Source organism: Allochromatium tepidum (assembly GCF_018409545.1).
Classification (GTDB): domain Bacteria; phylum Pseudomonadota; class Gammaproteobacteria; order Chromatiales; family Chromatiaceae; genus Thermochromatium; species Thermochromatium tepidum_A.
Map to the genome: position 1 here is coordinate 1,424,733 of NZ_AP024563.1, position 24,090 is coordinate 1,448,822.

29 protein-coding genes and 1 tRNA gene are annotated in these 24,090 nt (G+C 64.0%); 18 read left to right on the forward strand and 12 right to left on the reverse strand.

Annotated elements, in window-relative coordinates; genetic code table 11:
* The first annotated feature begins 12 nt into the window (after window positions 1–12).
* The 8 genes from Atep_RS06855 to tumE all read left to right on the forward strand — a co-directional run bounded on the left by Atep_RS06855 (window position 13) and on the right by tumE (window position 3,818).
* Window positions 13–86 (forward strand) — tRNA-Cys (locus Atep_RS06855).
* A gap of 253 nt (window positions 87–339) precedes the next feature.
* Window positions 340–534, forward strand: a complete 195-nt coding sequence (locus Atep_RS06860) for a DUF2281 domain-containing protein (RefSeq protein ID WP_213381060.1) — start codon at window positions 340–342, stop codon at window positions 532–534.
* The gene (locus tag Atep_RS06865) at window positions 524–895 is read left to right on the forward strand and encodes a type II toxin-antitoxin system PemK/MazF family toxin (protein WP_213381063.1); all 372 of its coding nucleotides are present in this window, start codon (window positions 524–526) and stop codon (window positions 893–895) included. Before Atep_RS06860 ends, Atep_RS06865 begins: the two co-directional genes overlap by 11 nt.
* 254 nt (window positions 896–1,149) lie before the next feature.
* Window positions 1,150–1,311 carry a hypothetical protein gene (locus Atep_RS06870; protein WP_213381065.1) on the forward strand — a complete coding sequence of 54 codons (162 nt, stop codon included), beginning with the start codon at window positions 1,150–1,152 and terminating at the stop codon, window positions 1,309–1,311.
* 97 nt (window positions 1,312–1,408) lie between these two features.
* Window positions 1,409–1,852, forward strand: coding sequence for a gamma-butyrobetaine hydroxylase family protein (locus tag Atep_RS06875; RefSeq protein WP_213381066.1), 444 nt, complete (start codon window positions 1,409–1,411; stop codon window positions 1,850–1,852).
* Window positions 1,853–1,874: 22 nt separating this feature from the next.
* Window positions 1,875–3,041: a PQQ-dependent sugar dehydrogenase gene (locus tag Atep_RS06880; protein ID WP_213381067.1), complete on the forward strand. Its 1,167-nt coding sequence runs from the start codon at window positions 1,875–1,877 to the stop codon at window positions 3,039–3,041.
* Window positions 3,042–3,172: 131 nt separating this feature from the next.
* Complete coding sequence (tumA, locus tag Atep_RS06885; protein WP_213381068.1) at window positions 3,173–3,433, forward strand: antitoxin TumA; 261 nt, start codon at window positions 3,173–3,175, stop codon at window positions 3,431–3,433.
* Window position 3,434: 1 nt separating this feature from the next.
* The gene (gene tumE / locus Atep_RS06890) at window positions 3,435–3,818 is read left to right on the forward strand and encodes a toxin TumE (RefSeq protein WP_213381069.1); all 384 of its coding nucleotides are present in this window, start codon (window positions 3,435–3,437) and stop codon (window positions 3,816–3,818) included.
* Window positions 3,819–3,889: 71 nt separating this feature from the next.
* Here tumE and Atep_RS06895 read toward each other — a convergent pair whose 3' ends face one another.
* Window positions 3,890–5,110, reverse strand: coding sequence for an argininosuccinate synthase (locus Atep_RS06895; RefSeq protein WP_213381070.1), 1,221 nt, complete (start codon window positions 5,108–5,110; stop codon window positions 3,890–3,892).
* 178 nt (window positions 5,111–5,288) lie between these two features.
* Between Atep_RS06895 and Atep_RS06900 the strand changes: the two genes are divergently transcribed.
* A complete protein-coding gene (locus Atep_RS06900) occupies window positions 5,289–6,110 on the forward strand; it encodes a UDP-2,3-diacylglucosamine diphosphatase (RefSeq protein WP_213381072.1) in 822 nt (273 codons plus the stop codon).
* Window positions 6,111–6,135: 25 nt separating this feature from the next.
* Here Atep_RS06900 and Atep_RS06905 read toward each other — a convergent pair whose 3' ends face one another.
* The 5 genes from Atep_RS06905 to Atep_RS06925 form a co-directional block, all read right to left on the reverse strand.
* Window positions 6,136–7,089, reverse strand: coding sequence for an HD-GYP domain-containing protein (locus Atep_RS06905; protein ID WP_213381074.1), 954 nt, complete (start codon window positions 7,087–7,089; stop codon window positions 6,136–6,138).
* Window positions 7,090–7,178: 89 nt separating this feature from the next.
* The gene (locus tag Atep_RS06910) at window positions 7,179–7,601 is read right to left on the reverse strand and encodes a BLUF domain-containing protein (RefSeq protein WP_213381075.1); all 423 of its coding nucleotides are present in this window, start codon (window positions 7,599–7,601) and stop codon (window positions 7,179–7,181) included.
* 240 nt (window positions 7,602–7,841) lie between these two features.
* Window positions 7,842–9,191: an ammonium transporter gene (locus tag Atep_RS06915; protein ID WP_272876312.1), complete on the reverse strand. Its 1,350-nt coding sequence runs from the start codon at window positions 9,189–9,191 to the stop codon at window positions 7,842–7,844.
* Window positions 9,192–9,215: 24 nt separating this feature from the next.
* A complete protein-coding gene (glnK, locus tag Atep_RS06920; protein WP_213381076.1) occupies window positions 9,216–9,554 on the reverse strand; it encodes a P-II family nitrogen regulator in 339 nt (112 codons plus the stop codon).
* A 134-nt stretch (window positions 9,555–9,688) separates the two neighbouring features.
* Window positions 9,689–10,411, reverse strand: coding sequence for a TorF family putative porin (locus tag Atep_RS06925; RefSeq protein WP_213381077.1), 723 nt, complete (start codon window positions 10,409–10,411; stop codon window positions 9,689–9,691).
* A gap of 424 nt (window positions 10,412–10,835) precedes the next feature.
* Here Atep_RS06925 and ubiK point away from each other — a divergent pair, with 424 nt between their 5' ends.
* The 4 genes from ubiK to Atep_RS06945 all read left to right on the forward strand — a co-directional run bounded on the left by ubiK (window position 10,836) and on the right by Atep_RS06945 (window position 15,081).
* Window positions 10,836–11,102 carry a ubiquinone biosynthesis accessory factor UbiK gene (gene ubiK / locus Atep_RS06930; RefSeq protein WP_213381078.1) on the forward strand — a complete coding sequence of 89 codons (267 nt, stop codon included), beginning with the start codon at window positions 10,836–10,838 and terminating at the stop codon, window positions 11,100–11,102.
* A gap of 15 nt (window positions 11,103–11,117) precedes the next feature.
* Window positions 11,118–12,635 (forward strand): YifB family Mg chelatase-like AAA ATPase, encoded by a 1,518-nt coding sequence (locus Atep_RS06935; RefSeq protein ID WP_213381079.1) that lies wholly within the window; start codon window positions 11,118–11,120, stop codon window positions 12,633–12,635.
* Between the two features lie 128 nt (window positions 12,636–12,763).
* On the forward strand, window positions 12,764–13,999 hold the full coding sequence (locus Atep_RS06940; protein ID WP_213381082.1) for a PilT/PilU family type 4a pilus ATPase: 1,236 nt from the start codon (window positions 12,764–12,766) through the stop codon (window positions 13,997–13,999).
* Window positions 14,000–14,025: 26 nt separating this feature from the next.
* Window positions 14,026–15,081 carry a PilT/PilU family type 4a pilus ATPase gene (locus Atep_RS06945; RefSeq protein ID WP_213381083.1) on the forward strand — a complete coding sequence of 352 codons (1,056 nt, stop codon included), beginning with the start codon at window positions 14,026–14,028 and terminating at the stop codon, window positions 15,079–15,081.
* A 24-nt stretch (window positions 15,082–15,105) separates the two neighbouring features.
* On the opposite strand, the gene Atep_RS06950 is transcribed toward Atep_RS06945, so the two are convergent.
* The 6 genes from Atep_RS06950 to trxB all read right to left on the reverse strand — a co-directional run bounded on the left by Atep_RS06950 (window position 15,106) and on the right by trxB (window position 19,026).
* Window positions 15,106–15,675 carry a Uma2 family endonuclease gene (locus tag Atep_RS06950; RefSeq protein ID WP_213381084.1) on the reverse strand — a complete coding sequence of 190 codons (570 nt, stop codon included), beginning with the start codon at window positions 15,673–15,675 and terminating at the stop codon, window positions 15,106–15,108.
* 63 nt (window positions 15,676–15,738) lie between these two features.
* Window positions 15,739–16,050, reverse strand: coding sequence for a Wadjet anti-phage system protein JetD domain-containing protein (locus Atep_RS06955; RefSeq protein ID WP_213381464.1), 312 nt, complete (start codon window positions 16,048–16,050; stop codon window positions 15,739–15,741).
* Window positions 15,978–16,490, reverse strand: coding sequence for an AAA family ATPase (locus tag Atep_RS06960; protein WP_213381466.1), 513 nt, complete (start codon window positions 16,488–16,490; stop codon window positions 15,978–15,980). The genes Atep_RS06955 and Atep_RS06960 overlap by 73 nt, the downstream gene beginning before the upstream one ends.
* Window positions 16,491–16,549: 59 nt before the next feature.
* A complete protein-coding gene (locus Atep_RS06965) occupies window positions 16,550–17,314 on the reverse strand; it encodes an arginyltransferase (protein WP_213381468.1) in 765 nt (254 codons plus the stop codon).
* Complete coding sequence (gene aat / locus Atep_RS06970; RefSeq protein ID WP_213381088.1) at window positions 17,311–18,054, reverse strand: leucyl/phenylalanyl-tRNA--protein transferase; 744 nt, start codon at window positions 18,052–18,054, stop codon at window positions 17,311–17,313. The genes Atep_RS06965 and aat overlap by 4 nt, the downstream gene beginning before the upstream one ends.
* A gap of 9 nt (window positions 18,055–18,063) precedes the next feature.
* The gene (gene trxB / locus Atep_RS06975) at window positions 18,064–19,026 is read right to left on the reverse strand and encodes a thioredoxin-disulfide reductase (protein WP_213381090.1); all 963 of its coding nucleotides are present in this window, start codon (window positions 19,024–19,026) and stop codon (window positions 18,064–18,066) included.
* 305 nt (window positions 19,027–19,331) lie between these two features.
* Between trxB and Atep_RS06980 the strand changes: the two genes are divergently transcribed.
* From Atep_RS06980 to ftsH, 5 genes are all read left to right on the forward strand, one after another.
* A complete protein-coding gene (locus Atep_RS06980; protein ID WP_213381091.1) occupies window positions 19,332–19,811 on the forward strand; it encodes a C40 family peptidase in 480 nt (159 codons plus the stop codon).
* A 256-nt stretch (window positions 19,812–20,067) separates the two neighbouring features.
* On the forward strand, window positions 20,068–20,433 hold the full coding sequence (locus Atep_RS06985; RefSeq protein ID WP_213381093.1) for a high-potential iron-sulfur protein: 366 nt from the start codon (window positions 20,068–20,070) through the stop codon (window positions 20,431–20,433).
* Window positions 20,434–20,525: 92 nt separating this feature from the next.
* Window positions 20,526–21,371 carry a hypothetical protein gene (locus Atep_RS06990; RefSeq protein ID WP_213381094.1) on the forward strand — a complete coding sequence of 282 codons (846 nt, stop codon included), beginning with the start codon at window positions 20,526–20,528 and terminating at the stop codon, window positions 21,369–21,371.
* A gap of 113 nt (window positions 21,372–21,484) precedes the next feature.
* On the forward strand, window positions 21,485–22,105 hold the full coding sequence (rlmE, locus tag Atep_RS06995) for a 23S rRNA (uridine(2552)-2'-O)-methyltransferase RlmE (protein WP_213381095.1): 621 nt from the start codon (window positions 21,485–21,487) through the stop codon (window positions 22,103–22,105).
* Between the two features lie 62 nt (window positions 22,106–22,167).
* Entirely contained in the window at window positions 22,168–24,087 is a 1,920-nt protein-coding gene (gene ftsH, locus Atep_RS07000; RefSeq protein WP_213381097.1) for an ATP-dependent zinc metalloprotease FtsH, read from the forward strand.
* Window positions 24,088–24,090: the final 3 nt, after the last annotated feature.

The following is a 24,090-nucleotide window of genomic DNA, read 5'->3' on the forward strand; positions in this document are numbered from 1 at the left end:
CCCGACTCTTAAGGCTGAGTGGCAGAGTGGTTATGCAGCGGCCTGCAAAGCCGTGTACCTCGGTTCGATTCCGGGCTCAGCCTCCAAATACCCGTTCCAAGTTGTCTCAAGACATTCAAAAGCCCGCCTAAATGCGGGTTTTTGTTGCCTATTGGTTCCGTAACGTCTTACAAGATCCATTGACATCACAGAAAAAGTAGGGGCAAGATCCGGGGCAACCGCCCGACAGCCAAAGGATGTCGCGACGCGATGGTCAAGACACGGATACTCGCCGCGACATTGGTCAGTTCATCCGTAACGGCTGAGTCCGAACATCGTTGCACAGCGGGAGATCAAACGATGACCGCAATAGAACTGGCAATGGAGCAGCTACAGACGCTGCCGGACGAAGATATCCGCGAAGTGCTCGACTTCATCGGTTATCTGAGGCAGAAAGAGGACCGAGCGCACTGGGCCGATTTGATGCAGGCCCAGCAGTCCGCACTCCATAGCGTCTGGGACAACGACGAAGACGAGGTTTGGAATGACCTGTAGGCGTGGCGATCTGGTGCTGGTTCCATTTCCGTTTACCGACCTGAGCGCGGAGAAACGACGCCCGGTACTCTGTTTGACGGATGCCGACGGATTCGGCGACTTTCTGGCCGCAGCGGTGACGACCAAAGGGCATCACATTTACGCCCTGACGCTGGATCGCCTGGACATGACCCGTGGGCACTTACCGTCGGCCAGCTGGGTGCGTGTCGATCGGCTCATCACCCTGAATCAATCGCTCGCTGGTAAGACCTTTGGCGCGGTGAAAACAGAGTTTCTCGCCACGGTCATCGCCAAGGCGTGCGAGCGCGTTGGGGTCATGCCGGAAGGATCGTCGGAAAACTCGGATCAAGGCACACCTTGATTCGCCCAGGTAGGTATATCTTCCATCACCATCAGCAGATGACCCGCGCGCAGCACCGGGATGTTGGCCAGTAGACGTGCGAGTCGTCCCAGAAGGGATGGATATGCACGAAATACAGCTGTCGCGAGTCGGATGTCGGTCGAGTTCGCGCAGCGTTTCTCTGTCGCTCGACTCCCAGCGTTGCGGCGATCCAGGCGGTTCATGACTCGGACCGCCCACCTTCGACGAACCCTATTTGTTCTCGCTCCCGACTCATGCACGCGACTCACACCCCCCGGTTCGTCGGCCTGACTCGATCGCTACTCGGATTCGTGTTGACGGTGCTGGTGCTGCTCCCCGCCGCCTGGGCCGATGCGCGCGTCCTGCGTGTCATCGGCGACGAGAACTATCCGCCCTATCTGTCAGGTCCCGTGTGATTGCGTGCTGTGAAGACAGTGCCTTGGAGTAGGACTCACGCCCGTTCGCCCCCATCTTGAACCATCTTAGCCAAACACCCACAGATGGTCCAAACCCATGGAACGACACGTCCTCCCGACCGAACTCAATCTGCATCAGCAATCGCGCGTGCTGGAAATCGTCTTCGACGACGGTGCACGTTTCCGGCTGCCGTGCGAATATCTGCGCGTCTACTCACCCTCGGCCGAAGTCCGCGGCCATTCGCCGGCGACGGCCAAACTCCAGGTCGGCAAGGAAGCGGTCAACATCCGCGATCTGGAACCGATCGGCCGCTATGCGGTCAAGATCCACTTCGACGACGGGCACAATTCGGGGCTGTACGACTGGGCCTATCTCTACAAGCTCGGTCGCGCCTGGCAACCGTTCTGGTTCGACTATCTGCGCAAGCTCAAGGACGCGGGACACGAGCGCCGGGGTCCGGACCCGTTCGATGAGCTCAAGGCACGCGGCGAGGCGCCGTCCGAGTTACCCGCCGCCACCACGCCGCACGACCCAAGCTGATCCGAACAACGGAGGAACCGGCATGAATCCCCGTCTGGCGATGCTGCTACCGCTCCTGTGCTGGCTCCTGCCGGCTCACGGCGAACCTGTTCCCGGCCCGATCGATCCGACCGGCGATGTGCCGGAGGTCGTCGGTTGGCGTGCCGAAACGGTCGTGTCCGGTCTGGAGCATCCCTGGTCCATCGCCTGGCTGCCGGACGGTTCCGCGCTGATCACCGAGCGTCCGGGGCGGTTGCGGATACTGCGCGACGGCGTGCTCGACCCCAAGCCGGTCGGCGGCGTGCCGAGGGTGTTGGCCCTAGGGCAGGGCGGTCTGCTGGATGTCCTGCCGCATCCGGATTTTGCCGCCAATCGGCTGCTCTATCTGACCTATGCCGCCGGCACTCAGGACGCCAACCGCACGACGCTGGCACGCGCGCGTCTCGACGGCTCGCGGCTTGAGCATCTGGAGGTCATCTTCCGGAACGCCGACGCCAAATCCGGCGGTCAGCATTTCGGCTCCCGACTGCTCTGGTTGCCCGACAAGAGCCTGCTGATGAGCATCGGCGACGGCGGCAATCCGCCTCTGGCCTTCGACGGCGGCAACATCCGCGATCAGGCCCAACGGCTCGGCACCCATTTCGGCAAGATCCTGCGTCTGCGCGAGGATGGCCGTCCGGCTCAGGACAACCCCTTCGCACAGCAGCACGGTGCCCGTCCCGAGATCTACACCTACGGCCACCGCAATATCCAGGGTCTGGCGCTCGACCCGGTCAGCGGACGGGTGTGGGCGAACGAGCACGGATCACGGGGCGGCGACGAGCTGAATCTCATCGAGGCCGGGCGCAATTACGGCTGGCCTGTCGTGACCTACAGCCTGGAGTATTGGGGGCCACGGGTCTCCGACGAGACCAGTCGTCCGGGTATTGCGGAACCGACGGTGGTCTGGACGCCGTCGAAGGCCCCCAGCGGTCTGGCGTTCTATACCGGCGACCGTTATCCGCAATGGCGAGGCGATCTCTTCAGCGGTGCACTCAAATTCGGTCAGGTGCGTCGCATCGATCTCGATGGGGTGAGGGTCGTCGGCGAGCAGAAGCTGACCATCGGCAGACGGGTGCGTGATGTGCGTCAGGGTCCGGACGGCTATCTCTATGTGCTGACCGATGAACCCAAAGGGGTGTTGTTACGGATTCTGGCCGAGGATGGTTGAGTGGGTAGGCGTAGTGGCTGCCGAAGACGGCGATCACCGAGCGCAAAGGTCAGTTCGATGGTTGTCGGCATTTTGCCTGCTCAAAATGTCGTAGATTGCTTATCCTTGTCACCTGACGAGCCGTTGCAATCATGGCAATCAGAATGATGAATAAAAAATCCATTCGAAAACAATCGATTCAATACGACTCCCCATTGGATGCGCTGGTGGCCATCGCCAAGCGATTGAGTCGCTACGAGACTGAAGCGGGGCTGTCGTCAGAGGATTTTTTCGACCGCTTTAGTCGAGGCGTCTGGGTAGACGATGCCCAAGCCGTCGAATGGGCCAACGATTATCGTCACTACCTGGCCTTACGTGCGGAATTAGGAAAGATTCTCGATGCCGCCGCTTAGCGTGCTCACGCGCTATCTTCAGGAGGTCGAAGCCTCGCTTGAGCAAGCACAGGGCGTGGTGATCGAGGCCTATGTCGAAGAACTCTTGACCCCGACCCGCGCGAATCTGCGTATCCGTTTACGCTTCGACAACGGTCGTTTGTTGGAAATCAACGAGGCTCTTGTTGTAGAGCGGGGAGCCTTGCAGCACTTGGACTATCGGTATCACTGCCAGGACCGCGACAACCGCCTCGTGTTTCGTTACGACAGCGCACCGCATTTTCCGGATCTACCCGGTTTCCCTTTCCACAAGCATCTCCCGGATGACACCCTACCGGCAGAGCGCCCGACCATCGCCACCGTGCTGGCGGAAGCCGCAGAGACAAAAGATGACGTCGGATGCTGAAGGCGGAAAAACCAGCCAGCACCGCGACATGATGCCGTCCATCCGGGAGTGCTCCCGGATGGACGCCGAGCTCAATCCCGCTTGCGGCCAGCTACGCGCAGCCGCAGCGCATTCAGACGGATGAAGCCGGTGGCATCCCCCTGATCATAGGCGCCGGCATCTTCTTCGAAGGTCGCAATCGAGGCATCGAACAGACTGTCGGTCTCCGACTTGCGGCCGACGACCATGACGTTGCCCTTGTAGAGCTTGAGCCGCACCTCGCCGTTGACGACCTTCTGCGTCTCGTCAATGGCCGCCTGCATCATCTTGCGCTCGGGCGTGAACCAGTAGCCGTTGTAGACCAGACTCGCATAGCGCGGCATCAGCTCGTCTTTCAGATGCGCGGCCTCGCGGTCGAGTGTGAGCGATTCGATGGCGCGATGGGCCTTGAGCAGGATGGTGCCGCCGGGGGTCTCGTAGCAGCCGCGCGATTTCATGCCGACATAGCGGTTCTCGACCAGATCGGCGCGACCGATGCCGTTGGCCCCGCCGATGCGGTTGAGTTCGGCCAGCAGCGCCGCCGGGCTCATGGTCTGTCCGTCGATGGCGACCAGATCGCCGTGCGCAAAGGTCAGCTCGATGGTCGTCGGCTGATCGGGCGCCTGCTCGGGCGCGACCGACCAGCGCCACATGTCCGAACCCGGCTCGACCCAGGGATCTTCCAGGTCATAGCCTTCATACGAGATATGCAGCAGGTTGGCGTCCATCGAATACGGCGACTTGGTGCCGTCACGCTTCATCTCGACCGCGATGCCGCGACTCTCGGCATAGGCCATGAGCTTTTCGCGCGAGAGCAGATCCCACTCGCGCCAGGGGGCGATGATCTTGATCTCGGGATTGAGCGCGTAAGCCGTCAGCTCGAAACGCACCTGATCGTTGCCCTTGCCGGTCGCGCCATGCGCGATGGCGTCCGCTCCGGTCTCGGCGGCGATCTCGATCAGACGCTTGGCGATCAGCGGGCGGGCGATCGAGGTGCCGAGCAGATATTCGCCCTCGTAGATCGTGTTGGCGCGAAACATCGGGAACACGAAATCGCTGACGAACTCCTCGCGCAGGTCGTCGATGTAGATCTCTTTCACACCGGCCGCCTGGGCCTTGGTGCGCGCCGGCTCCAGCTCCTCGCCCTGGCCGATGTCGGCGGTGAAGGTCACGACCTCGCAGCCGTACTCTTCCTGCAGCCATTTCAGGATCACCGAGGTATCCAGTCCGCCGGAATAGGCCAGGACCACTTTCTTGATTGCGCCTTGCGCCATCGTCTTGCTCCAGATCACGGGAAGAACGCCCTCGCGGGCAAAACGCTAGTATAGATCGGGAGCCGCTCGGGTTGGATGCGACCGTGGATTTAACCGCATCTTCACCGGATCTCAACGGTCTGGTCATCAATCTTGGCGATCATGGCGCCCAGTCGTTTCACCATAGGCTGGACACGCGATGTCTGACGTCAAGCGCCTGCATCCACTGAAATATCGCAGCATCTTCATCTCGGACGTGCATCTGGGCTTTCGCGGCTGTCAGGCGCGGTTTCTGCTGGACTTCCTGCAATCGACCCAGTGCCGGCAGCTCTATCTGGTCGGGGATATCATCGACCTCTGGGCCATGAAGGGCGGATTCCACTGGCCGGACGCGCACAATCAGGTGGTGCGCGCGGTGCTGGAGAAAGCCCGTACCGGCACCGAAGTCATCTATATCCCCGGCAACCACGACGCGGTCTTCCGCGAGCATCTCGACGTCCGGTTCGGCGACGTGCGGGTGTGCGACGAGGTGGTGCACACGACGGCCGACGGGCGCCGCTTCCTGGTGCTGCATGGCGACAAGTTCGATGGCGTCGTCCAGCACAGCCTGTGGCTGGCGCGGCTCGGCTCGCATGCCTATGACCGGCTGCTGGCGCTCAATGGCTTCATCAGCCGGGTGCGCGCGCTGTTCGGACTCAAGTACTGGTCGTTGGCCGGCTATCTCAAGCATCGGGTCAAGGACGCCGTCAGCTATATCGGCAACTACGAGCACGCCGTGGCCAGCGAAGCCCGTCAACGCGACCTGGACGGCATGATCTGCGGCCACATCCATCACGCCGAGATGCGCCGGATCGCCGACGTGACCTATTGCAACTGTGGCGACTGGGTCGAGAGCTGCACGGCGCTGGTCGAGCATCACGACGGACGGCTGGAAGTGCTGCGCTGGACCGACGCCTATCCCGAGTCGTTGGCCGCCGCGCCCGTTCCGGAACCGGCGATCGCCTTGGCGCGTGCAAGCTAGCCCCGACTCGGTCGAAGGCAGAACGCTAGAGTCGCTCCAGCAGCCGCCCCAGATCGACGCGCACCCGGATCTCTTCCGGGTCCATGTAGCGCTTGATGCCGAGTCCCGGCAACCGGGTGTCGCGGACCTGCGGCGGACTCAGGGGCATGCCGATCGGATCGGCGACCGCCACCGTCAGCGGGCAGTTGACGCGCGCCCCGCGCCGGACCACGACCGCCGTCTCGCCGCTCTGGAGCCGCACATAGGTTCCGGGCGGATACATGCCCATCTGCTTGGTGAAGATGGCGCCGAGCTCGCCGGAGTGGTCACGCATCTCCAGATAGAGATTGCGCACCGCCACGTTGGGCGCCAGAGCGCGTCGGCTCCGACGCGGGCTGATGCGGGCCACGAACAGATCGCTCATGCGCAGCAGATGCTGAAGCGAGTCGCGCACGGGCTTGCGGTTCGGATAGCCCCGGCCATCCGGGGTCTCATGATGGTCCTCGACCAACGACAGCCAGGTCTCGTCGGTGACGCCCAGTCGACGCAACACATTGGCACCCTCGATCGGATGACGTTCGATCGCCTCGCGTTGTTCGAAATCCAGGGGCTGGGTCTGAGACGCGAGCCGATCCTGCAACTCACGCATCCCAATATTCATCGTCAGCGCCGCCGCGCTCAGGGCCTTGAGCCGCTCGCCCTGGATGTCGGCCAGCGGGCCTACCAACTGACAGGTCACAGCCGCCAGTAGCGCATGAGAAACACTGTAGCCGTGGCGTAGATCGTGGAGCATCTGCACCAGGACGAACAGACTGTCGTCCGGACGTTCCGCCAGTGCTCGCGTCAATTCAGTGTTGAGCCGGGACAGTTGCGTCTGGAAATCCGGGCCGTTGGTGGAACCGGCTCCGAGTTTCTGGAGTCGTCGATGCAACGCCGGCCACAGATCCATCGGATCCGGGCTGGGGGGGGCTTGGGCGGCGTCACTGTCTGGCGTTGACATGGTGCGGACGGCTACTGAATGTCGATGCCTGCATTCTAAACCGGCACGATCAGGGCGCGCTCGGGTGGATGTGGTCTCAGTCTCGGCGGCTATTGATTGCGCGCAAAGAGCAGCAGTAGATCGAAGGCCAGACCGCGCTGAGCACCGATGGTGGCCGGGTCGAAGCCGTGCTCGAAGAAGGGCGCGAAGTTGGGATGACGCCGAATATCCTCTTCGGTCACCTTTTTGAAGCCCATGCTCCATTGCTCGAAGCTGCGGGCCGGGATCTCGCTGCGCTCCAGCTCGATCAGGCCGAAGTGACGCGCATCCCGCGCAACGCGGGCATAGGTCTCATCGACCGCCTCGGCTTCACCTTCCAGCACCTGGATGAAACACCCCTCGGCATAGAGCAACATGCCCGTAATGCCATTACGGGCGTTGTAGCGCGCTGAGCTGTCGAGAATGGCCTTGAGTTCGGCAGGCTCGTACTCGTGACGAGCCGTGCTCATGTAGATGATATGGATCAGTGGCATGGGATTTTACCAGACTGGACGGGTCGCGAGCGTGCCGTATCTACTGGATCAGCATACCGGGTCGATCGGATTTTCGTCCATGAGATTCGTCGTTCGTCCCCGTGCGTATCCTGGAGTAGACAGGGTTCGAGCGAAAAAATGGGGCCGGATGGCCCCAAAATCACAACAACAGTCAAAGCATGATGGACGTGTCCCGGTCTCGGGACGGTGGCCGGACGGCGCCGGCCACCCGTGCGCGGATCAGAGGATGTAGCCGCGTTCGTCGTGCTGCGAGAGATCCAGACCCATGGTCTCCTGCTCTTCGGTCACACGCAGACCCATGGTGGACTTGATCCCCAGCAGGATCAGCCAGCTCAGGACACCGCCATAGACCAGGGTGGCCACGACCGAGACGAACTGGATGATCACCTGCACGCCGATACCTTCGACGCCGTCGGCCAGTCCGGAGCCGCCCAGGAAGGGCGCGGCGAAGACGCCGGTGAGGATGGCCCCGACGATGCCGGCCACACCATGCACGCCCCAGACGTCGAGCGAGTCGTCATAGCCGAGCTTGCGCTTGAGCTTGGTCGCGGCGATGAAGGCGAAGAGCGCGCCGGAAAAGCCGATGACGATCGCGCCCATGGGACCGGCGGTGCCCGAGGCCGGGGTGATGGCGACCAGACCGGCGACCGCGCCGGTAGCGATACCCAGCACCGAGGGTTTGCCGTGATTGATCCACTCGATGAACATCCAGGTCAGGGCCGCCGTGGCCGTGGCCAGTTGGGTGACCGTCATCGCCATGCCCGCGGTGCCGTCGGCGGCCAGCTCGGATCCGGCGTTGAAGCCGAACCAGCCGACCCACAGCATTGAGGCGCCCATCACCGTCAGGCCCAGGTTGTGCGGCGGCATGGCGGTTCCCGGATAACCCTTGCGCGGACCGAGCACGATCGCGGCCATGAGGGCGGCGATACCGGCGTTGATGTGGACCACGGTGCCGCCGGCGAAGTCGAGCGCTGCGCCGCCTTTCTCGGTGAGTCCCAGGATGGCGCCCAGATTGGCGATCCAGCCGCCGCCCCAGACCCAGTGCCAGATCGGTACATAGACCAGGGTCATCCAGACCGCCATGAAGACCAGCATGGCCGAGAACTTCATGCGCTCGGCGAAGGCGCCGACGATGAGCGCCGGGGTGATGATGGCGAAGGTCATCTGGAAGGTCATGTAGAGCGACTCGGGGATGGTGCCGGCGAGCGAGTCGACCGTCAGGCCCGAGAGGAACAGGCGATCCAGACCGCCGATGATCGATTGCAGCGAGCCGCCGTCGGTATAGGCCAGGCTATAGCCGTAGATGGCCCACAGCAAGCTCATCATCGCGGTGATGGCGAAACACTGCATGAGCACCGAGAGCACGTTCTTGGCGCGCACCAGACCGGCATAGAACAGCGAGAGTCCGGGGATGGTCATGAACAGCACCAGCGCGGTGGCCGTCAGCATCCAGGCCGTGTCGCCGGTGTCGAGCGTCGCCTCTTCCTGGGCGAACGCCAGGAAGGGGATGAGCATCAGCCCGATCGCGAGCAACGGTCGGAACAGGCGTGGGATCAGAGTCGAATTCATCTTGGGGATCTCCGGGGGCTTGGATCAGAGCGCGTCCGCGCCGGTCTCGCCGGTGCGGATGCGGATGACCTGCTCGAGTTCGAAGACGAAGATCTTGCCGTCGCCGATCTTGCCGGTGCGGGCGGCGTTGCTGATGGCCTCGATCACCTGATCGACCATGCTGTCGTCGACGGCGATCTCGACCTTGATCTTCGGCAGGAAGTCCACGACGTATTCGGCGCCGCGGTAGAGTTCGGTGTGGCCCTTCTGTCGGCCGAAGCCCTTGACCTCGACGACGGTGATGCCCGAGACGCCGATGTCGCCGAGTGCCTCGCGCACGTCGTCGAGCTTGAAGGGTTTGATGACGGCTGAAACCAGTTTCATGGTGGATGAGCTCCGAGTGCGGCCAGGGTCAGACCCCTGGGCGATGGGGTTCGAGCAGGGCACGGATAATCGATGCCCGTGATGAGAAGTCAGACCCCTGGGCGATGGGGTTCGAGTCGAACGCGGGGGCGCGCTCAGAATTCCTTCAACCAGCCGACCCAGACCTTGGGATCGTCGTCGTAGGTCTCGCGTCCGATCTGGTCGTAGTTGAGGCTGAAGGTGCCGAAGTCGCCGGCTTTGCGGCTGATCGAGACGCCCCAGTGGGCATAGTCGTTGCCGCCGTCGTTGTAGCGGAAGTCGTAGTAGCCGCCGCGCAGGCTCAGACCCAGTTCGTAGGGCAGCTCGAAGTCGAGACTGGCGTGGTAGTAGAGATCGCCTTCGATATAGTTGGCCTCACTCTTGGGCACGCCTTTGGCGTCGTCGGCCTGACCGTAGAAGGTGTAATCGACGCCGGCGGTCAGCCACTTGTAGGTGGCGCTGGCGCCGATCTCGGAGAAGTCCAGATCGCGCCCGTCGGGATAGGCGTAGTAAGTGAGCTTGAGCGCGTAGCTCAGGTCGTCGTTGATCGAGCCGCCGAATCCGGCATAGAGATCGAGTTCGTAGTTGGTGCCGTCGCCGAAGTCGACGTTCGACACCCAGGTACCGGCCGAGAAGCCGCTCTCGTGGGCATAGTCCAGACCGCCCTGGATGGCCGGACCATCGTCGGTCTGGCTCTGGCCGCGCCAGATGTAGTTGCTCACGGCACCGATGTTGGCGCTGACCGAGTGCGGTCCCTCGGCGAGTGCGATCTGAGAGGCGCTCGCGCCTATGACCAGGAGGCCGGCTGCGGCGAGTGCGCCGATGCTCTGTGTCTTCATGGATGGTTCCTCGTACTGGGTTGTAGGCTGCTGGACTCGATCTGGGACATCGACGGCTCGACGGGATGGTCGGTGCGAGCAGTTCGGTCCTGGATGCGTGTCGGCACTGATGCAGAGAGCGTGCCATCGTGCGTTCAGGTCGGGAACCGTCCGCGCCCGATGCGGATATCCCTTAAGACCTCTGGGGGTTCGAGGACGGTCTGGAGTTGTTTTTACAAGGGTGAGGCGTCGCGGGCGGGCGGATGTTTTTCGGTCTCATGTGCGAAAGTCACCACAGCCATATGCACCAAAATGAGGCACTCCGATTCGTTCAGGGCGAATGGATGCACGCTCATGGAGCGAGCGCGAATAGAAGACGGTTCGCGAACACGACCCTATAATGTCCACCCAAGGTTTCTTCCACCTCTATTCAAGGTCTTTTCCGATGTTGGATCCAAAACACTTCGACGATCTGTTCCAGCGCCTGTCGACGGCCATGCCGAAGGGGCTCCAGGTCTTGCAGGACGACGTCAACCGCAATCTGCGCGCCTCGCTGGAGGCCTGGCTGTCGCGGCTCGATCTGGTCACGCGCGAGGAGTTCGACGTGCAGTCGGCGGTGCTGGCGCGCACGCGCGAGAAACTCGCAGCGCTGGAATCCCAGGTCGCCGAGCTGGAGCGTGCGCTCGCCGTTTCCGGCGGTCGCGCGGGCTGATTCGAGGGTCGAGTCTTGGGCCTGTGCGTATTGCACAGCCGCGGGCGGCTCGGGATCGAGGCCCCGCCCGTGACCGTGGAGGTCCAGCTCTCGGGCGGACTGCCCGCGATGTCGATCGTGGGTCTGCCCGAGATGGCGGTGCGCGAGAGCAAGGATCGAGTCCATGGCGCGCTCGTCAACAACAAATTCCAAATCCCCAACGGGCGGGTCACGATCAATCTCGCCCCCGCCGATCTGCCCAAGGAGGGCGGGCGCTTCGATCTGCCGATCGCGCTCGGCACCCTGGGCGCCATGGGCCAGATCAGGACCGATCTGCTCGAACACTACGAGTTCATCGGCGAGCTGGCCCTGTCCGGCGCGCTGCGCCCGATCCAGGGCGTGCTCCCGATCGCCCTGGCCGCGCGCGCGGCCGGTCGGGCGCTGATCCTGCCCGAGGCGAACGCCGCCGAGGCCGCCATCGTCGAGGGGTTGGAGGTGCGCCCGGCGGCGCATCTGCGCGAGGTCTGCGCCCATCTCAACGGCGCCGAACCGCTCGCCGTCCAGCGTGGCGACGATCGCTTCCAGCTCCGCCCCGAGTATCCGGACCTGTCCGATGTGCGCGGTCAGGAGCACGGCAAGCGCGGACTGGAGATCGCGGCGAGCGGCGGACACTCGATCCTGATGGTCGGACCGCCCGGCACCGGCAAATCGATGCTGGCCATGCGTCTGCCGGGCCTGCTGCCGCCATTGAGCGAGTCCGAGGCGCTGGAGGCGGCGGCGATCCGCTCGGTCGGCGGACGCGATCCTTTCGATCCGGCGCGCTGGCTGGAACGTCCCTTTCGCTCGCCGCATCACACCGCCTCGGCCGTGGCCCTGGTCGGCGGCGGCACCCATCCGCGACCGGGCGAGATCTCGCTGGCCCATCATGGCGTGCTCTTTCTCGACGAGCTGCCCGAGTTCGATCGCCGGGTGCTGGAGGTGTTGCGCGAGCCGCTGGAGTCGGGTTGGATCGACATCTCGCGAGCCGCGCGTCAGGTCCGCTTTCCGGCGCGCTTTCAGATGGTCGCGGCCATGAACCCCTGTCCCTGCGGCTATCTGGGCGACAGCACCGGACGCTGCCATTGCAGCACCGAGCAGGTGGCGCGGTATCGCCGACGCCTCTCAGGTCCGCTGCTCGACCGCATCGATCTGCATGTCGAGGTCTTGCGCCTGGAGGTGGGTCAGCTCACCGGACCGACGCCGCGTACGACCGAAACCACGGCCCAGGTGCGCGCCCGGGTGATGGCCGCGCGCGAACGCCAGCTCGCGCGCGCCGGTAAGCCCAATGCCGCCCTGGCGCCCGCCGAGATCGAGCGTGACTGCGTGCTCGACACCGCCGGCCGGCGGCTGATGGAACAGGCTCTGACGCGGCTCGCACTCTCGGCGCGCGCCTACCATCGCATCCTCAAGGTCGCGCGCACCATCGCCGATCTGGCCGACGCCGAGCGCATCGACACCACACATCTGAGCGAGGCCATCGGCTATCGACGGCTCGATCGGGGCGTGAAAGTTTGAAGCCACGCCATTTCCGCGAGGCCGTGCACGGCTTATCATGTGAACGCGCGCCGGCTCCCATCTGAGGCGCCGGGTGCGCGACCGTCGCCGTCATCGCCGATCGTTGTAACGTACCAACAGAGGGCGCCATGGATCGTCAACAAGCCGCGAATTTCATGCTCGACTGTCTGCGCAAGATGACGCAGAAAAACGGGTCCGATCTCTTCATCTCGGCCGGATTCCCGCCCGCCTGCAAGATCCATGGGCGCATGACGCCGATGAGCACTCAGGCCCTGTCCGGCGAGCAGACCAATATTCTGGTGCGCTCGATCATGAACGATCGCCAGGTGCGCGACTTCGACGCGCACAAGGAGTGCAACTTCGCCATCAGTCCCAAGGGCATCGGGCGTTTTCGCGTCAATGCCTTCGTGCAGCAGGGGCTGTCGGGCGCGGTGCTGCGCACCATCAACTCCGGCATCCCGACCATCGACGAGCTGAAGCTGCCGCCGGTGCTCAAAGAGATCGTGATGAACAAGCGCGGCCTGGTGCTCGTGGTCGGCGGCACCGGCTCGGGCAAGTCGACCTCGCTCGCGGCCATGCTCGGGCATCGCAACGCCAACAGTTACGGCCACATCATCACCATCGAAGACCCGGTCGAATACGTGCACCCGCACATCAACTGTCTGATCACGCAGCGCGAGGTCGGCGTCGATACCGAGAGCTGGGATGCCGCGCTCGTCAACACCCTGCGTCAGGCTCCGGACGTGATCCTGATCGGCGAGATCCGCACCCGCGAGACCATGGAGCATGCGATCAACTTCGCCGAGACCGGACACCTCTGTCTCTCGACCCTGCACGCCAACAGTGCCAACCAGGCGCTCGACCGCATCATCAACCTCTTCCCCGAGGAGCGCCGCGGTCAGCTCCTGATGGACCTCTCGCTCAATCTCAACGCCATCATCTCGCAGCGTCTGCTGCCCTGCACCGACGGCGGCCGTGTCGCCGCCGTCGAGATCATGCTCAACTCGCCGCTGATCCAGGATCTGATCTTCAAAGGCGATGTCGGCGGCATCAAGGCAGTCATGAAGAAGTCGCGCGAACTCGGGATGCAGACCTTCGACATGGCGCTGTTCGATCTCTACGAAGCCGGCAAGATCAGCTATGAGGATGCCCTGCGCAACGCCGATTCCATGAACGGTCTGCGTCTGGCGATCAAGCTGGAAGGACGCGCGACGCGCGAGAAGGATCACTTCGGCAGCACCGATGGCCTGTCGATCCTGAGCGACGAGGACGAAGAGGGCGGCCAGGATTCGAGTCTGTTCGGCGAGTCCTCGCCGGTCTCGACCATCGAAGACCCGCCGACACGCTTCACGCCGAATCGATGAAAAACGAGCCGCGACGGTAAGCCACCATGGACATCAAGCCCTATCTCGAACTCATGGTCAAGCACAAGGCTTCGGACTTGTTCTTCGCCGCCGGCACCCAGGTCAAGATCAAGATCGAGGGCGTGATCCGCTCGGTCGGCGAGACGGTGCTGACGGCGGAGGCCTGTCGGGCGGCGGTCGAGGGCATCATGACCCCCGAGCAGATCAAGGAACTGGAACGCGAGCGGGAGCTGGATTTCGCCATCGCCCTGGAAGGCAAGGCACGCTTCCGCGTCAACGCCTATTTCCAGCGCGGTCAGCCGGCGATGGTGTTGCGCTACATCCGCGCCAATGTGCCCACGATCGAGGAACTCAACGTCCCGCCGATCCTCTCGCAGTTGATCATGCACAAGCGCGGGATCATCCTCATGGTCGGCGCCACCGGCTCGGGCAAGTCGACCACGCTCGCGGCCATGATCAATCATCGCAATCGCAATTCGACCGGCCACATCGTCACCATCGAGGATCCGATCGAGTTCACCCACACCCACCAGCAGTGCATCGTCAGCCAGCGTGAGATCGGCATCGACACCAAGAGCTATGCCAACGCGCTCAAGAGCGTGCTGCGCGAGGCGCCGGACGTGGTGCTGATCGGTGAGATTCGTACCCGCGAGACCATGGAGGCGGCGATCGAGCTGGCCGGAACCGGACATCTGGCGATCTCGACCCTGCATGCCAACAATGCCTATCAAGCCATGGAACGCATCATCAACATGTTTCCGCAGGAAATGCACAAGACGCTGTTCATGGATCTCTCGGCCTACATGCGCGCCATCCTGTCGCAGCGTCTGGTGCGTACCAAGGACGGCTCGCGCTGTGCGGCGATCGAGATCCTCGTCAACACGCCGCACATCGCCGACCTGATCCGCGACGGACGGGTCGACGCCATCAACGAGGCGATGCAGGAAAGCAGTGCCGGGGGCATGTGCACCTTCGACGACGCGCTGCTGGCGCTCTACAACGCCGGCACCATCACCATGGAAGAGGCCCTGGCGAATGCCGACTCGGCGGCCAATCTGGAGGCGAAGATCCATTTCGGCTGAGGCCGTCGCCCGGAAGTCAGGGCGCTAGATCCAGAGTGAGGCGAGTTCCAGGGTCAGTTCGACGAAAGGCGGAACCTGGACCGCTTCTTCACCGTCGGCCTGGAGCTGAAGCTGCCAGGCACCATCCAGTAACGCATAGACTTCTAGGGTGCGTTTGGCCGGATCGACCAGCCACACATGGGCCACGCCATACTGCGCATAGATCGGTAGCTTGATCTGGCGGTCCTTGCTCGCCGTGGCGGGCGAGAGGATCTCGCAGATCCAGTCCGGCACGACCTCGAAACGATGCCCCTCGGGGATTCGAGGCATACGCTCACGCCGCCAACCGGCCAGATCGGGAACCGCGACCTCCTGATCGCGGATGAAATGGACTTCGGGTTCGACCAGGATCCACCAGCCGCCGGGACCGTCATCGCCGTCATCGTAGCCGCGACCGATAGTGCGATCGAGTCGCACGGCGGCTCGACCATGCGGCCCCGTGGGGCGCGGCATGGTGTGGATCTGTCCGGCCAGGATCTCGCCGGTCAGTCCCTCGGGCAGGTCGGCGAGCTGTTCATAGAGTGTCGGACGATAGGCGAGCGCTGGGGATGGCATCGACATGACCTCCTGTGTATCGAGAACGAAGACGGTTCGATTGCGGCCTGCCACGCGATCAGGTCAATCGAGAAGCCGGGGTCCGTTTCGGCTGAGCCGTTCCACGCCCAGGGCATCGAGTTGGGCGATCAGGCTGTGAAAGCCGACGTGCTCCTGCTCCAGACGCCGGTTCGGGCCGAAACGGTTCTGTTGCAGATCCTGATAGAGGGCGCGCTCCTCGTCGGTCAGCCGCTGTAGCTCGGCGCGCGCGGGCTTGTCCTCGACGCCCCAGAGGACGCGGTGGGCCTCGAATGTCGTGCGATTCATGAGCAGGGAGCGCGTCCGGTCGAAGTGGGCGCGCAGTTGGTCCAGGATGGCGAAGCCGTGGGTGTCGATGTCGCCCCAGTATCAGAACCACCACGGGCCTGGCGAATCAGCGCGCCGAAACAACCGGGGATGTCCTTGTCTGCCCCGTCGCCGGCGATCCCGAGCCGCTCGCCATTGGTGTCGAGCAAATCGCGGATGCGCCGGTCCAATTCGGTGCGGCTTTGCACCACACCGGCGGCAAAGTCGAGCAGGATCACCGGGTGGCGCTGACTCCAGTCCCAGCGGTCATGGATGTGCAGACCACGAAACAACGCCTCGCTGCCCTCGAACAGTTCCTTGAGCGTATCGACGAACAAACTCTTGCCGAAGCGCCGGGGGCGCGAGAGGAAAAAGGCTTTGCCTTGTTGCGCGAGGGCTTCCGCCTCGGCGGTCTTGTCGACGTAGCAATAACCGCCGTTGCGAATTTGGCGGAAGGTTTGGATGCCAAGCGGCAGGGGGTGTTTAGACATGGCCGGCACCTCAAACTGGGGTGGTTTTCCGCATGGAACAAATCGACCGCCAAGGATCTTCAGAGCTCATCGAATCCCAGAGTCTGCCCGCGCTCGAAGCGTCGCCAGTGCCGGCCGTCCCAGGCCTCGATCGGGCGGAAGCGCTCCTTGTAGACCATCTTGCGCGAGGCGCCGATCCAGTAGCCGAGATAGAGATAGGGTCTCCCGAGACGTCGGGCGGTCCGGATCTGGACCAGCACGCCGAAGGTGCCGAGCGCACGCGCGTCCAGCTCGGGATCGAAGAAGGTATAGACCGCCGACAACCCCTGTTCCAGCACGTCGGTGACGGCCACCCCGACCAGCCGCCCGTCGAGCCGGAACTCGATGAAGCGCGTCGTCCCGCCCCAGGATTCGACCAGAAAGCGCCGATAGCTGTCCTCGGTCGCGTCGTCAGCCATGGCGCCGTCGGCGTGACGCGCGGTCAGATAACGCCGGTAGAGCTCGAACTGTTCCTCGCGAAACACCGCCGGGCCGTCGCTCAGGGTGATGTCCGGCGCATTGAGCCGCCAGTTGCGCCGCTGCGAGCGATTCGGCGCGAACGCATCGACCGGCAGACGCACCGGGACGCAGGCCGAACAGCCGCGACAGGCCGGACGATAGACATGAGCGCCGCTGCGCCGAAAGCCCTGATCGATGAGCATCTGATAGGTCGCTCCATCGATGCGTGCGCCCGGATCGACGAACAGCGTCCGCGCCCGGACGCCGTCGAGATAGGAGCAGTCATGCTCGCCGGTCAGATAGAGCGGCAGCGTGCCTCCGCGTCCGATGCCCAGCCCGTGCATCATGATCCGTCCCCGCCGGCCGGCGCGACCCGGATTGCGCACGCCGGACGCTCCGTGCCGTCGTCCCAGCTCCGATCGTATCCGGGACGCGCGCCATGCCGGTCCAGGAGCGTCAGAAACTCGGCGCGCGGCACCTCGAACGCCCCCAGGCTCAACAGATGTCCGGTCGTCATCTGGCAGTCGATCACCCCGAACTCCCAGTCCCGAAGCTGCTCGCAGAGACGCGCCAGGGCCACCTTGGAGGCATCACTCACCCGGCTGAACATGGACTCGCCGAAGAAGGCGCGCCCGATGGCCACGCCATAGAGTCCGCCGACCAGTTCGCCCGCGCGCCAGACCTCGACCGAATGGGCCAGGCCCAGTTCATGGAGCCGCCGATAGGCCGTGATCATCTCCGGAACCAGCCAGGTGCCGCCCTCGGCGTCGCGCGGCTCGGAGCATCCCCGGATGACCCCGGCGAAGTCACGATCCAGCGTGGTGACGAGATCGCCGCGCCGCAACCGCTTGCGCAGACTGCGCGAGCCGTGGAACCGCTCCGGGATCAGGATGGCGCGCGGATCGGGCGACCACCAGAGGATGGGGTCGCCCGCGCTGAACCAGGGAAAGATGCCGCGCCGATAGGCCTGGATCAGCCGCTCGGGACTCAGATCCCCGCCGACCGCCAGCAGTCCATTGGGCTCCCGCAGCGCCTGACCCGGATCGGGAAAGGCCGTGCGATCGCGCGGATCGAGTAGGGCGATCATGTCGGTGCGTCAGGATTTTGCCTCCAGTGCGTCGAGATACTTTTCGGCATCGAGTGCGGCCATACAGCCGCTGCCCGCCGAGGTGATGGCCTGACGGTAGACCTGATCCATCACGTCGCCCGCCGCGAAGACACCGGGAACCGAGGTCGCGGTCGCATTGCCTCGGGTGCCGCTCCGGACCTTGATATAGCCGTTCTCCATGTCGAGCTGGCCGGCGAAGATGGCGGTGTTGGGCGTGTGACCGATGGCGATGAAGACCCCTTGCAGGTCGATGTCCTGGGTCTCGCCGGTCTGGACGTGCTTGATGCGCATCCCGGTCACGCCTGTGGCGTCGCCCAGGATCTCGTCGAGCACATGGTTCCAGGCGAGGCGGACGTTGCCCTTCTCGGCCTTCTCGAACAACTGCTGTTGCAGGATCTTCTCGGCGCGCAGTGCATCGCGTCTGTGGACCAGCGTCACCTCGGAGGCGATGTTGGACAGATAGAGCGCCTCCTCGACCGCCGTGTTGCCGCCGCCGATCACGGCCACCTTCCGATTGCGATAGAAGAACCCGTCGCAGGTGGCACAGGCCGAGACGCCGCGTCCGCGGAAGGTCTGCTCCGAGGGCAGCCCCAGATACTGGGCGCTCGCCCCGGTGGCGATGATCAGCGCGTCACAGGTATAGGTCGCCGAGTCGCCGATCAGCCGGAAGGGACGCGAAGACAGATCCGTGGTGTGGATGTGATCGAAGACGATCTCGGTCTCGAAGCGCTCGGCATGGCGGCGCATCCGTTCCATCAGCTCCGGACCCTGGACGCCGTCCGGATCGCCGGCCCAGTTGTCGACCTCGGTGGTCGTCATCAGTTGACCGCCCTGTTCCAGGCCCGTGACCAGCACCGGCTTGAGGTTGGCGCGCGCGGCATAGACGGCGGCCGTGTAGCCGGCCGGTCCGGAACCGAGGATCAGGAGTCGGCAGTGTTTGGTTTCGCTCATATGGATAGCACTCCAGGCCCCCGATCGGATCGGGGCAGGTTTTCATCGCGCTCCGGCCTGGATTCCAGGTCCGTGGAGGACGAAACGGTGAAGGGGTGGTTTCGGATGGCGCCAATTTAAGGGTTGAGCGACTGAGCGTAAAGCCCACAGCGGACAGGCGAACCCTGGCCGGAATCGCGCCGCCGGTCGCCGCCCCAGGCGCCGGGATCACGGCCGGCGTCGATTGACAGCGGATGCAGTCGCGGTATAAAAACATCGAATCCCCAGAGATTACAGTGATCTGGTTACTGAATCGAGTGTAAATCATGAAGATTCGAGCAACCCGCGCGCACGTCTCCCGGCTGACATTCGTCCTCGTCTCGCTGCTCGTCTTGACGCTGCTGGCAGGCTGCGCGAGCCGTGGGCGCGACGACGGACGTCGCGCCGATCTGGTCGGCAAGGGGCTGGCCCAGATCGGGACGCCCTATACCTACGGCGGATCCACGCCGAGCGAGGGTTTCGATTGCAGTGGCCTGACCTACTATACGCATCATCAGGCCGGGCTCGCGATCCCGCGCACCGCCGCCGCCCAGTACCGGGCCGCGCGGCCCGTGGCCCGGAGTCGACTGCGGGCGGGCGACATGGTGTTCTTCAAGACCGGACCCAACGCCTATCATGTCGGCCTGATGATCGACGACAAGCGCTTCGTCCATGCCTCGGCCTCGCGCAGCCGGGTGCGGATCGACCACCTCGATACCCCGTACTGGAACAGGCACTACATCGGCGCGGGAACCTATCTGCGTTGACGGCGTCGAATGGCGCGTCCACGAAGCCGAGGAACCGCCCGCTCATTGATAAACATCAGGGCGGATCCTGTGTCGGGCGCGGACAATCGCCTCGCTCAAGGACACCGAACCGCGCCACAGCCTGTACGACCCTGTCGTGGATACGGCTTGAAACAGGCTCGCCTTTTCGCGCGGCCTGTAGGAAAATGCCGAACGGCTTCCGGTAATGGACCGGGAGTGTCGGAATCACCACACCATTCTGTTAGGAGTGACATTCATGTCCGATAAGCCAATCAGCAAGAGCCGTCGTGACGCCGTCAAAGTGATGCTGGGCACCGCCGCCGCCATCCCCATGATCAATCTGGTCGGTTTCGGCACCGCCCGCGCCGCTCCCGCCAACGCCGTGGCCGCGGACGATCCGACCGCGATCGCCCTCAAGTACCACGCAAATGCCGCCGAGTCCGAGCGTGTCGCTGCCGCTCGTCCCGGTCTGCCCCCCGAAGAGCAGCACTGCGCCAATTGCCAGTTCATGCAGGCCGACGCCGCCGGCGCGACCGATGAGTGGAAGGGCTGCCAGCTCTTCCCCGGCAAGCTGATCAACGTCAATGGTTGGTGCGCTTCCTGGACCCTGAAGGCCGGCTGATCGCCGTCGCTCGATCGGGTTGAATGAAACGGGGCCGCTGGCCCCGTTTTTCGTTCATACTCATTGAACAGTCGTATCCAGAGTCGTTCACCATGTCATCCGAAAGTTCCAGCGAATTCGCCAATGCCCGCCCCTACAAGCGATTGATCGACACCAAAACGACCGCGCCGGTGCGTTGGCGCCTGGCCTTTCTCCGGGCCATCATCTGGAGTCTGATCGGGATGATCTATGCGCCCCTGTTCATCGGCCTGCTTTCGATCGCGCGCGGGGCCGACATGGGCGGCTTCTCCTATGTCCCGGCCGCCGGGCTGGCGGGTGGGGCGGGCGCCGTGCTCTATGGTGCGCGCGAGATAGCGCTGATCGGTACCGGCATCGGTGCGGCGGTCGGCGTGGCGCTACTCATCCTGATGCCCGGCCAGGCGACCCTGACCAATGCGGTCGTGGTCGCCTCGATCCTGGCGGCCACGGTGGGCCTGACCTTCTCCTTTCCGCGCCGCTGCACGCGGCACGTTCCGGGCAAGCTCCTGGCCGGACTCGTGATGGGGGCGCTTGGCGGCGCCGTACTCGCCATCGCCGAACCTTTCCATTCCAAGCCCTTCTCGACCTTTTCCACCCTGCTTTTCCTGGCCAGTGTGCATGGCGTCCTCTATGTGGGGAGCGTGCGCGCCTGGATCGCCCTGTCGCGTCGCGTGGGACTGGAATCGCGCCCCTGCGACCTGATCGAGGCCACGACCATGGCGATCCTGGCGGCCATCGCCGCCGGCAGTCTCTGGATGGTGGCCGGGCCGCTCATGGGATTCGATCCGGGACTCTGGCAGTTGGCCAGCTTCTCGATGCACCAAGACATCGCGCCGGCCTTCCTGGGCGGGCTGTTCGGCGGCGCCATGGCGGGGCTGCTGCTCGAACTCTTCCGCTTCCCCTGGGTCCACGACCTCTGATCCGCGAGTCTCCGAGTCTTGGCATGGGCCATGGAGAGGGCTTGTGGTAATCTCCAACCCTGGCCGCCTGCTTTGGCGACCACAGATTCTTTTTTGTCACCCTCGTCAACCGCATGTCACGCAGCAAATCCAGCCGCCGCTGGCTCGACCGGCACTTCAACGATCCCTACGTCAAGCGCGTCCAGGTCGACGGCTATCGCTCGCGCGCAGCCTATAAACTGCTGGAGATCCAGGAGAAAGACCCCATTCTCAAGCCTGGGATGCGGGTGGTCGACCTGGGCGCGGCGCCCGGTAGCTGGTCGCAGATCGCGCGCGACCTCGTCGGCCCCGAGGGCTGGGTGGTGGCCCTGGACATCCTGCCGATGGAGCCCCTGCCGGGCGTCGTCGTGCTCCAGGGTGATTTTCGCGAGGACGAGGTGCTGACGCGCTTGCGCGAGACCATCGGCGAGGTGCCGCTCGACGTGGTGCTCTCGGACATGGCGCCCAACATCACCGGGACGTCGGTCGTGGATCAGACGCGCGCCATGTATCTGGTCGAACTGGCGCTGGAGTTGGCGCGCACGCATCTGAAGCCGGGCGGCACCCTCGTCACCAAGGTCTTCCAGGGCACGGGTTTCGACGACTACATGCGCGAGCTGCGCGCGAGTTTCAAACAGGTGGCCACGCGCAAGCCCAAGTCCTCGCGCTCGGAGAGTCGCGAGGTGTTTCTGGTCGCTCGGGGCTTTCGGCCCTAGAATCCGGGGATCGAGTCGTTTTTACAGCGTTTTATCTTCAGGGGTCGTGAGTCGTGAGTGACATGGCGAAAAATTTACTGCTCTGGGTGGTCATCGCCATCGTGCTGATGTCCGTGTTCAACAATTTCACCGCGACCCAATCGACGCCCCGAAATCTGGATTACTCGGATTTCATCGAGCAGGTCAAGCAGGGCGGGGTCAAGGAAGTCACCATCCAGGGTCGCCTGATCGAAGGCGTGACCGAGACCGGTCAGCGCTTCAGCACCTACAGTCCGGGTGACGACGGGCTGGTCGGCGATCTGCTCAACAACGATGTCATCATCAAGGCCGTGCCGCCCGAGAAGCAGTCGATCCTGATGCAGATCCTCATCAACTGGTTCCCGCTGCTGATCCTGATCGCGCTCTGGATCTTCTTCATGCGCCAGATGCAGGGCGGCGTCGGCGGACGCGGCGCCATGTCGTTCGGCAAGAGCCGCGCGCGCATGCTCTCGGAGGATCAGGTCAAGGTCACCTTCCAGGACGTCGCCGGGGCCGAGGAAGCCAAGGAAGAGGTCGTCGAGATGGTCGACTTCCTCAAGGATCCGGCCAAGTTCCAGAAGCTCGGCGGCAAGATCCCCAAGGGTGTGCTCATGGTCGGCCCGCCCGGTACGGGTAAGACGCTCTTGGCGCGCGCCATCGCAGGTGAAGCCAAGGTGCCCTTCTTCACCATCTCCGGTTCCGACTTCGTCGAGATGTTCGTCGGCGTCGGCGCCTCGCGCGTGCGCGACATGTTCGAGCAGGCCAAGAAACATGCGCCCTGCATCATCTTCATCGACGAGATCGACGCCGTGGGCCGGCATCGCGGCGCCGGTCTCGGCGGCGGGCACGACGAGCGTGAGCAGACGCTCAATCAGCTCCTGGTCGAGATGGACGGCTTCGAGGGCAACGAGGGCGTCATCGTCATCGCCGCCACCAATCGACCTGACGTGCTCGACCCGGCACTGCTGCGTCCGGGCCGCTTCGACCGTCAGGTCGTGGTGCCGCTGCCGGACGTGCGCGGGCGCGAGCAGATCCTCAAGGTCCACATGCGCAAGATCCCGGCGGCCGAGGACGTCAAGGCGTCGATCCTGGCACGCGGCACGCCCGGTTTCTCGGGCGCGGATCTGGCCAATCTGGTCAACGAGGCGGCGCTGTTCGCCGCGCGCGCCAACAAGAAGCTGGTCGAGATGAGCGACATGGAGAAGGCCAAGGACAAGATCCTGATGGGTGCCGAGCGCCGCTCCATGGTCATGACCGAGGACGAGAAGCGCCTGACCGCCTATCACGAGTCGGGGCACGCCATCGTCGGGCGTCTGGTGCCCGATCACGATCCGGTGCACAAGGTCAGCATCATCCCGCGCGGTCGCGCGCTCGGCGTGACGCTCTTCCTGCCCGAGGACGACCGCTTCAGCTACAGCAAGCAGCGTCTGGAGAGCAACATCTCCAGTCTGTTCGGCGGGCGTTGTGCCGAGGAGATCATCTTCGGCGCCGACAGCGTGACCACGGGCGCCCAGAACGACATCCACCGCGCCACCGAGATCGCACGCAACATGGTCACCAAGTGGGGCCTGTCCGATCGTCTGGGACCGCTGACCTACAGCGAAGAAGAGCAGGAAGTCTTCCTCGGCCACTCGGTCACGCAGCACAAGAGCGTCTCGGACGAGACTTCGCACCTGATCGACGAGGAGATCCGGCGCATCATCGATCGCAACTACGAGCGCGCGCGTGATCTGCTCCAGGAGCATCTCGACAAGCTGCACGCCATGGCCGCCGCGCTGATGAAGTACGAGACCATCGACGCGGCCCAGATCGACGACATCATGGAAGGACGCGAGCCGCGTCCGCCGCGCGACTGGGAGGACGACGAGCCGCCACGTCCGGCCGCCTCACCGGGTCGGCGCAAGGACGACACCGACGACGGCTTCGAGACCGGCCAGGTCGGTCGTCCGGCGGGAGAACACTGAGCC

What these genes read in the sequence shown, in the direction of transcription:
- Atep_RS06860 (WP_213381060.1), top strand. Translation starts at nt 340, where the DNA reads ATGACCGCAATAGAACTGGCAATGGAGCAGCTACAGACGCTGCCGGAC.
- Atep_RS06865 (WP_213381063.1), top strand. Translation starts at nt 524, where the DNA reads ATGACCTGTAGGCGTGGCGATCTGGTGCTGGTTCCATTTCCGTTTACC.
- Atep_RS06870 (WP_213381065.1), top strand. Translation starts at nt 1,150, where the DNA reads ATGCACGCGACTCACACCCCCCGGTTCGTCGGCCTGACTCGATCGCTA.
- Atep_RS06875 (WP_213381066.1), top strand. Translation starts at nt 1,409, where the DNA reads ATGGAACGACACGTCCTCCCGACCGAACTCAATCTGCATCAGCAATCG.
- Atep_RS06880 (WP_213381067.1), top strand. Translation starts at nt 1,875, where the DNA reads ATGAATCCCCGTCTGGCGATGCTGCTACCGCTCCTGTGCTGGCTCCTG.
- tumA (WP_213381068.1), top strand. Translation starts at nt 3,173, where the DNA reads ATGGCAATCAGAATGATGAATAAAAAATCCATTCGAAAACAATCGATT.
- Atep_RS06895 (WP_213381070.1), bottom strand. Translation starts at nt 5,110, where the DNA reads ATGGCGCAAGGCGCAATCAAGAAAGTGGTCCTGGCCTATTCCGGCGGA.
- Atep_RS06900 (WP_213381072.1), top strand. Translation starts at nt 5,289, where the DNA reads ATGTCTGACGTCAAGCGCCTGCATCCACTGAAATATCGCAGCATCTTC.
- Atep_RS06905 (WP_213381074.1), bottom strand. Translation starts at nt 7,089, where the DNA reads ATGTCAACGCCAGACAGTGACGCCGCCCAAGCCCCCCCCAGCCCGGAT.
- Atep_RS06910 (WP_213381075.1), bottom strand. Translation starts at nt 7,601, where the DNA reads ATGCCACTGATCCATATCATCTACATGAGCACGGCTCGTCACGAGTAC.
- Atep_RS06915 (WP_272876312.1), bottom strand. Translation starts at nt 9,191, where the DNA reads ATGAATTCGACTCTGATCCCACGCCTGTTCCGACCGTTGCTCGCGATC.
- glnK (WP_213381076.1), bottom strand. Translation starts at nt 9,554, where the DNA reads ATGAAACTGGTTTCAGCCGTCATCAAACCCTTCAAGCTCGACGACGTG.
- Atep_RS06925 (WP_213381077.1), bottom strand. Translation starts at nt 10,411, where the DNA reads ATGAAGACACAGAGCATCGGCGCACTCGCCGCAGCCGGCCTCCTGGTC.
- ubiK (WP_213381078.1), top strand. Translation starts at nt 10,836, where the DNA reads ATGTTGGATCCAAAACACTTCGACGATCTGTTCCAGCGCCTGTCGACG.
- Atep_RS06940 (WP_213381082.1), top strand. Translation starts at nt 12,764, where the DNA reads ATGGATCGTCAACAAGCCGCGAATTTCATGCTCGACTGTCTGCGCAAG.
- Atep_RS06945 (WP_213381083.1), top strand. Translation starts at nt 14,026, where the DNA reads ATGGACATCAAGCCCTATCTCGAACTCATGGTCAAGCACAAGGCTTCG.
- Atep_RS06950 (WP_213381084.1), bottom strand. Translation starts at nt 15,675, where the DNA reads ATGCCATCCCCAGCGCTCGCCTATCGTCCGACACTCTATGAACAGCTC.
- Atep_RS06960 (WP_213381466.1), bottom strand. Translation starts at nt 16,490, where the DNA reads ATGTCTAAACACCCCCTGCCGCTTGGCATCCAAACCTTCCGCCAAATT.
- Atep_RS06965 (WP_213381468.1), bottom strand. Translation starts at nt 17,314, where the DNA reads ATGATGCACGGGCTGGGCATCGGACGCGGAGGCACGCTGCCGCTCTAT.
- aat (WP_213381088.1), bottom strand. Translation starts at nt 18,054, where the DNA reads ATGATCGCCCTACTCGATCCGCGCGATCGCACGGCCTTTCCCGATCCG.
- trxB (WP_213381090.1), bottom strand. Translation starts at nt 19,026, where the DNA reads ATGAGCGAAACCAAACACTGCCGACTCCTGATCCTCGGTTCCGGACCG.
- Atep_RS06980 (WP_213381091.1), top strand. Translation starts at nt 19,332, where the DNA reads ATGAAGATTCGAGCAACCCGCGCGCACGTCTCCCGGCTGACATTCGTC.
- Atep_RS06985 (WP_213381093.1), top strand. Translation starts at nt 20,068, where the DNA reads ATGTCCGATAAGCCAATCAGCAAGAGCCGTCGTGACGCCGTCAAAGTG.
- Atep_RS06990 (WP_213381094.1), top strand. Translation starts at nt 20,526, where the DNA reads ATGTCATCCGAAAGTTCCAGCGAATTCGCCAATGCCCGCCCCTACAAG.
- rlmE (WP_213381095.1), top strand. Translation starts at nt 21,485, where the DNA reads ATGTCACGCAGCAAATCCAGCCGCCGCTGGCTCGACCGGCACTTCAAC.
- ftsH (WP_213381097.1), top strand. Translation starts at nt 22,168, where the DNA reads ATGGCGAAAAATTTACTGCTCTGGGTGGTCATCGCCATCGTGCTGATG.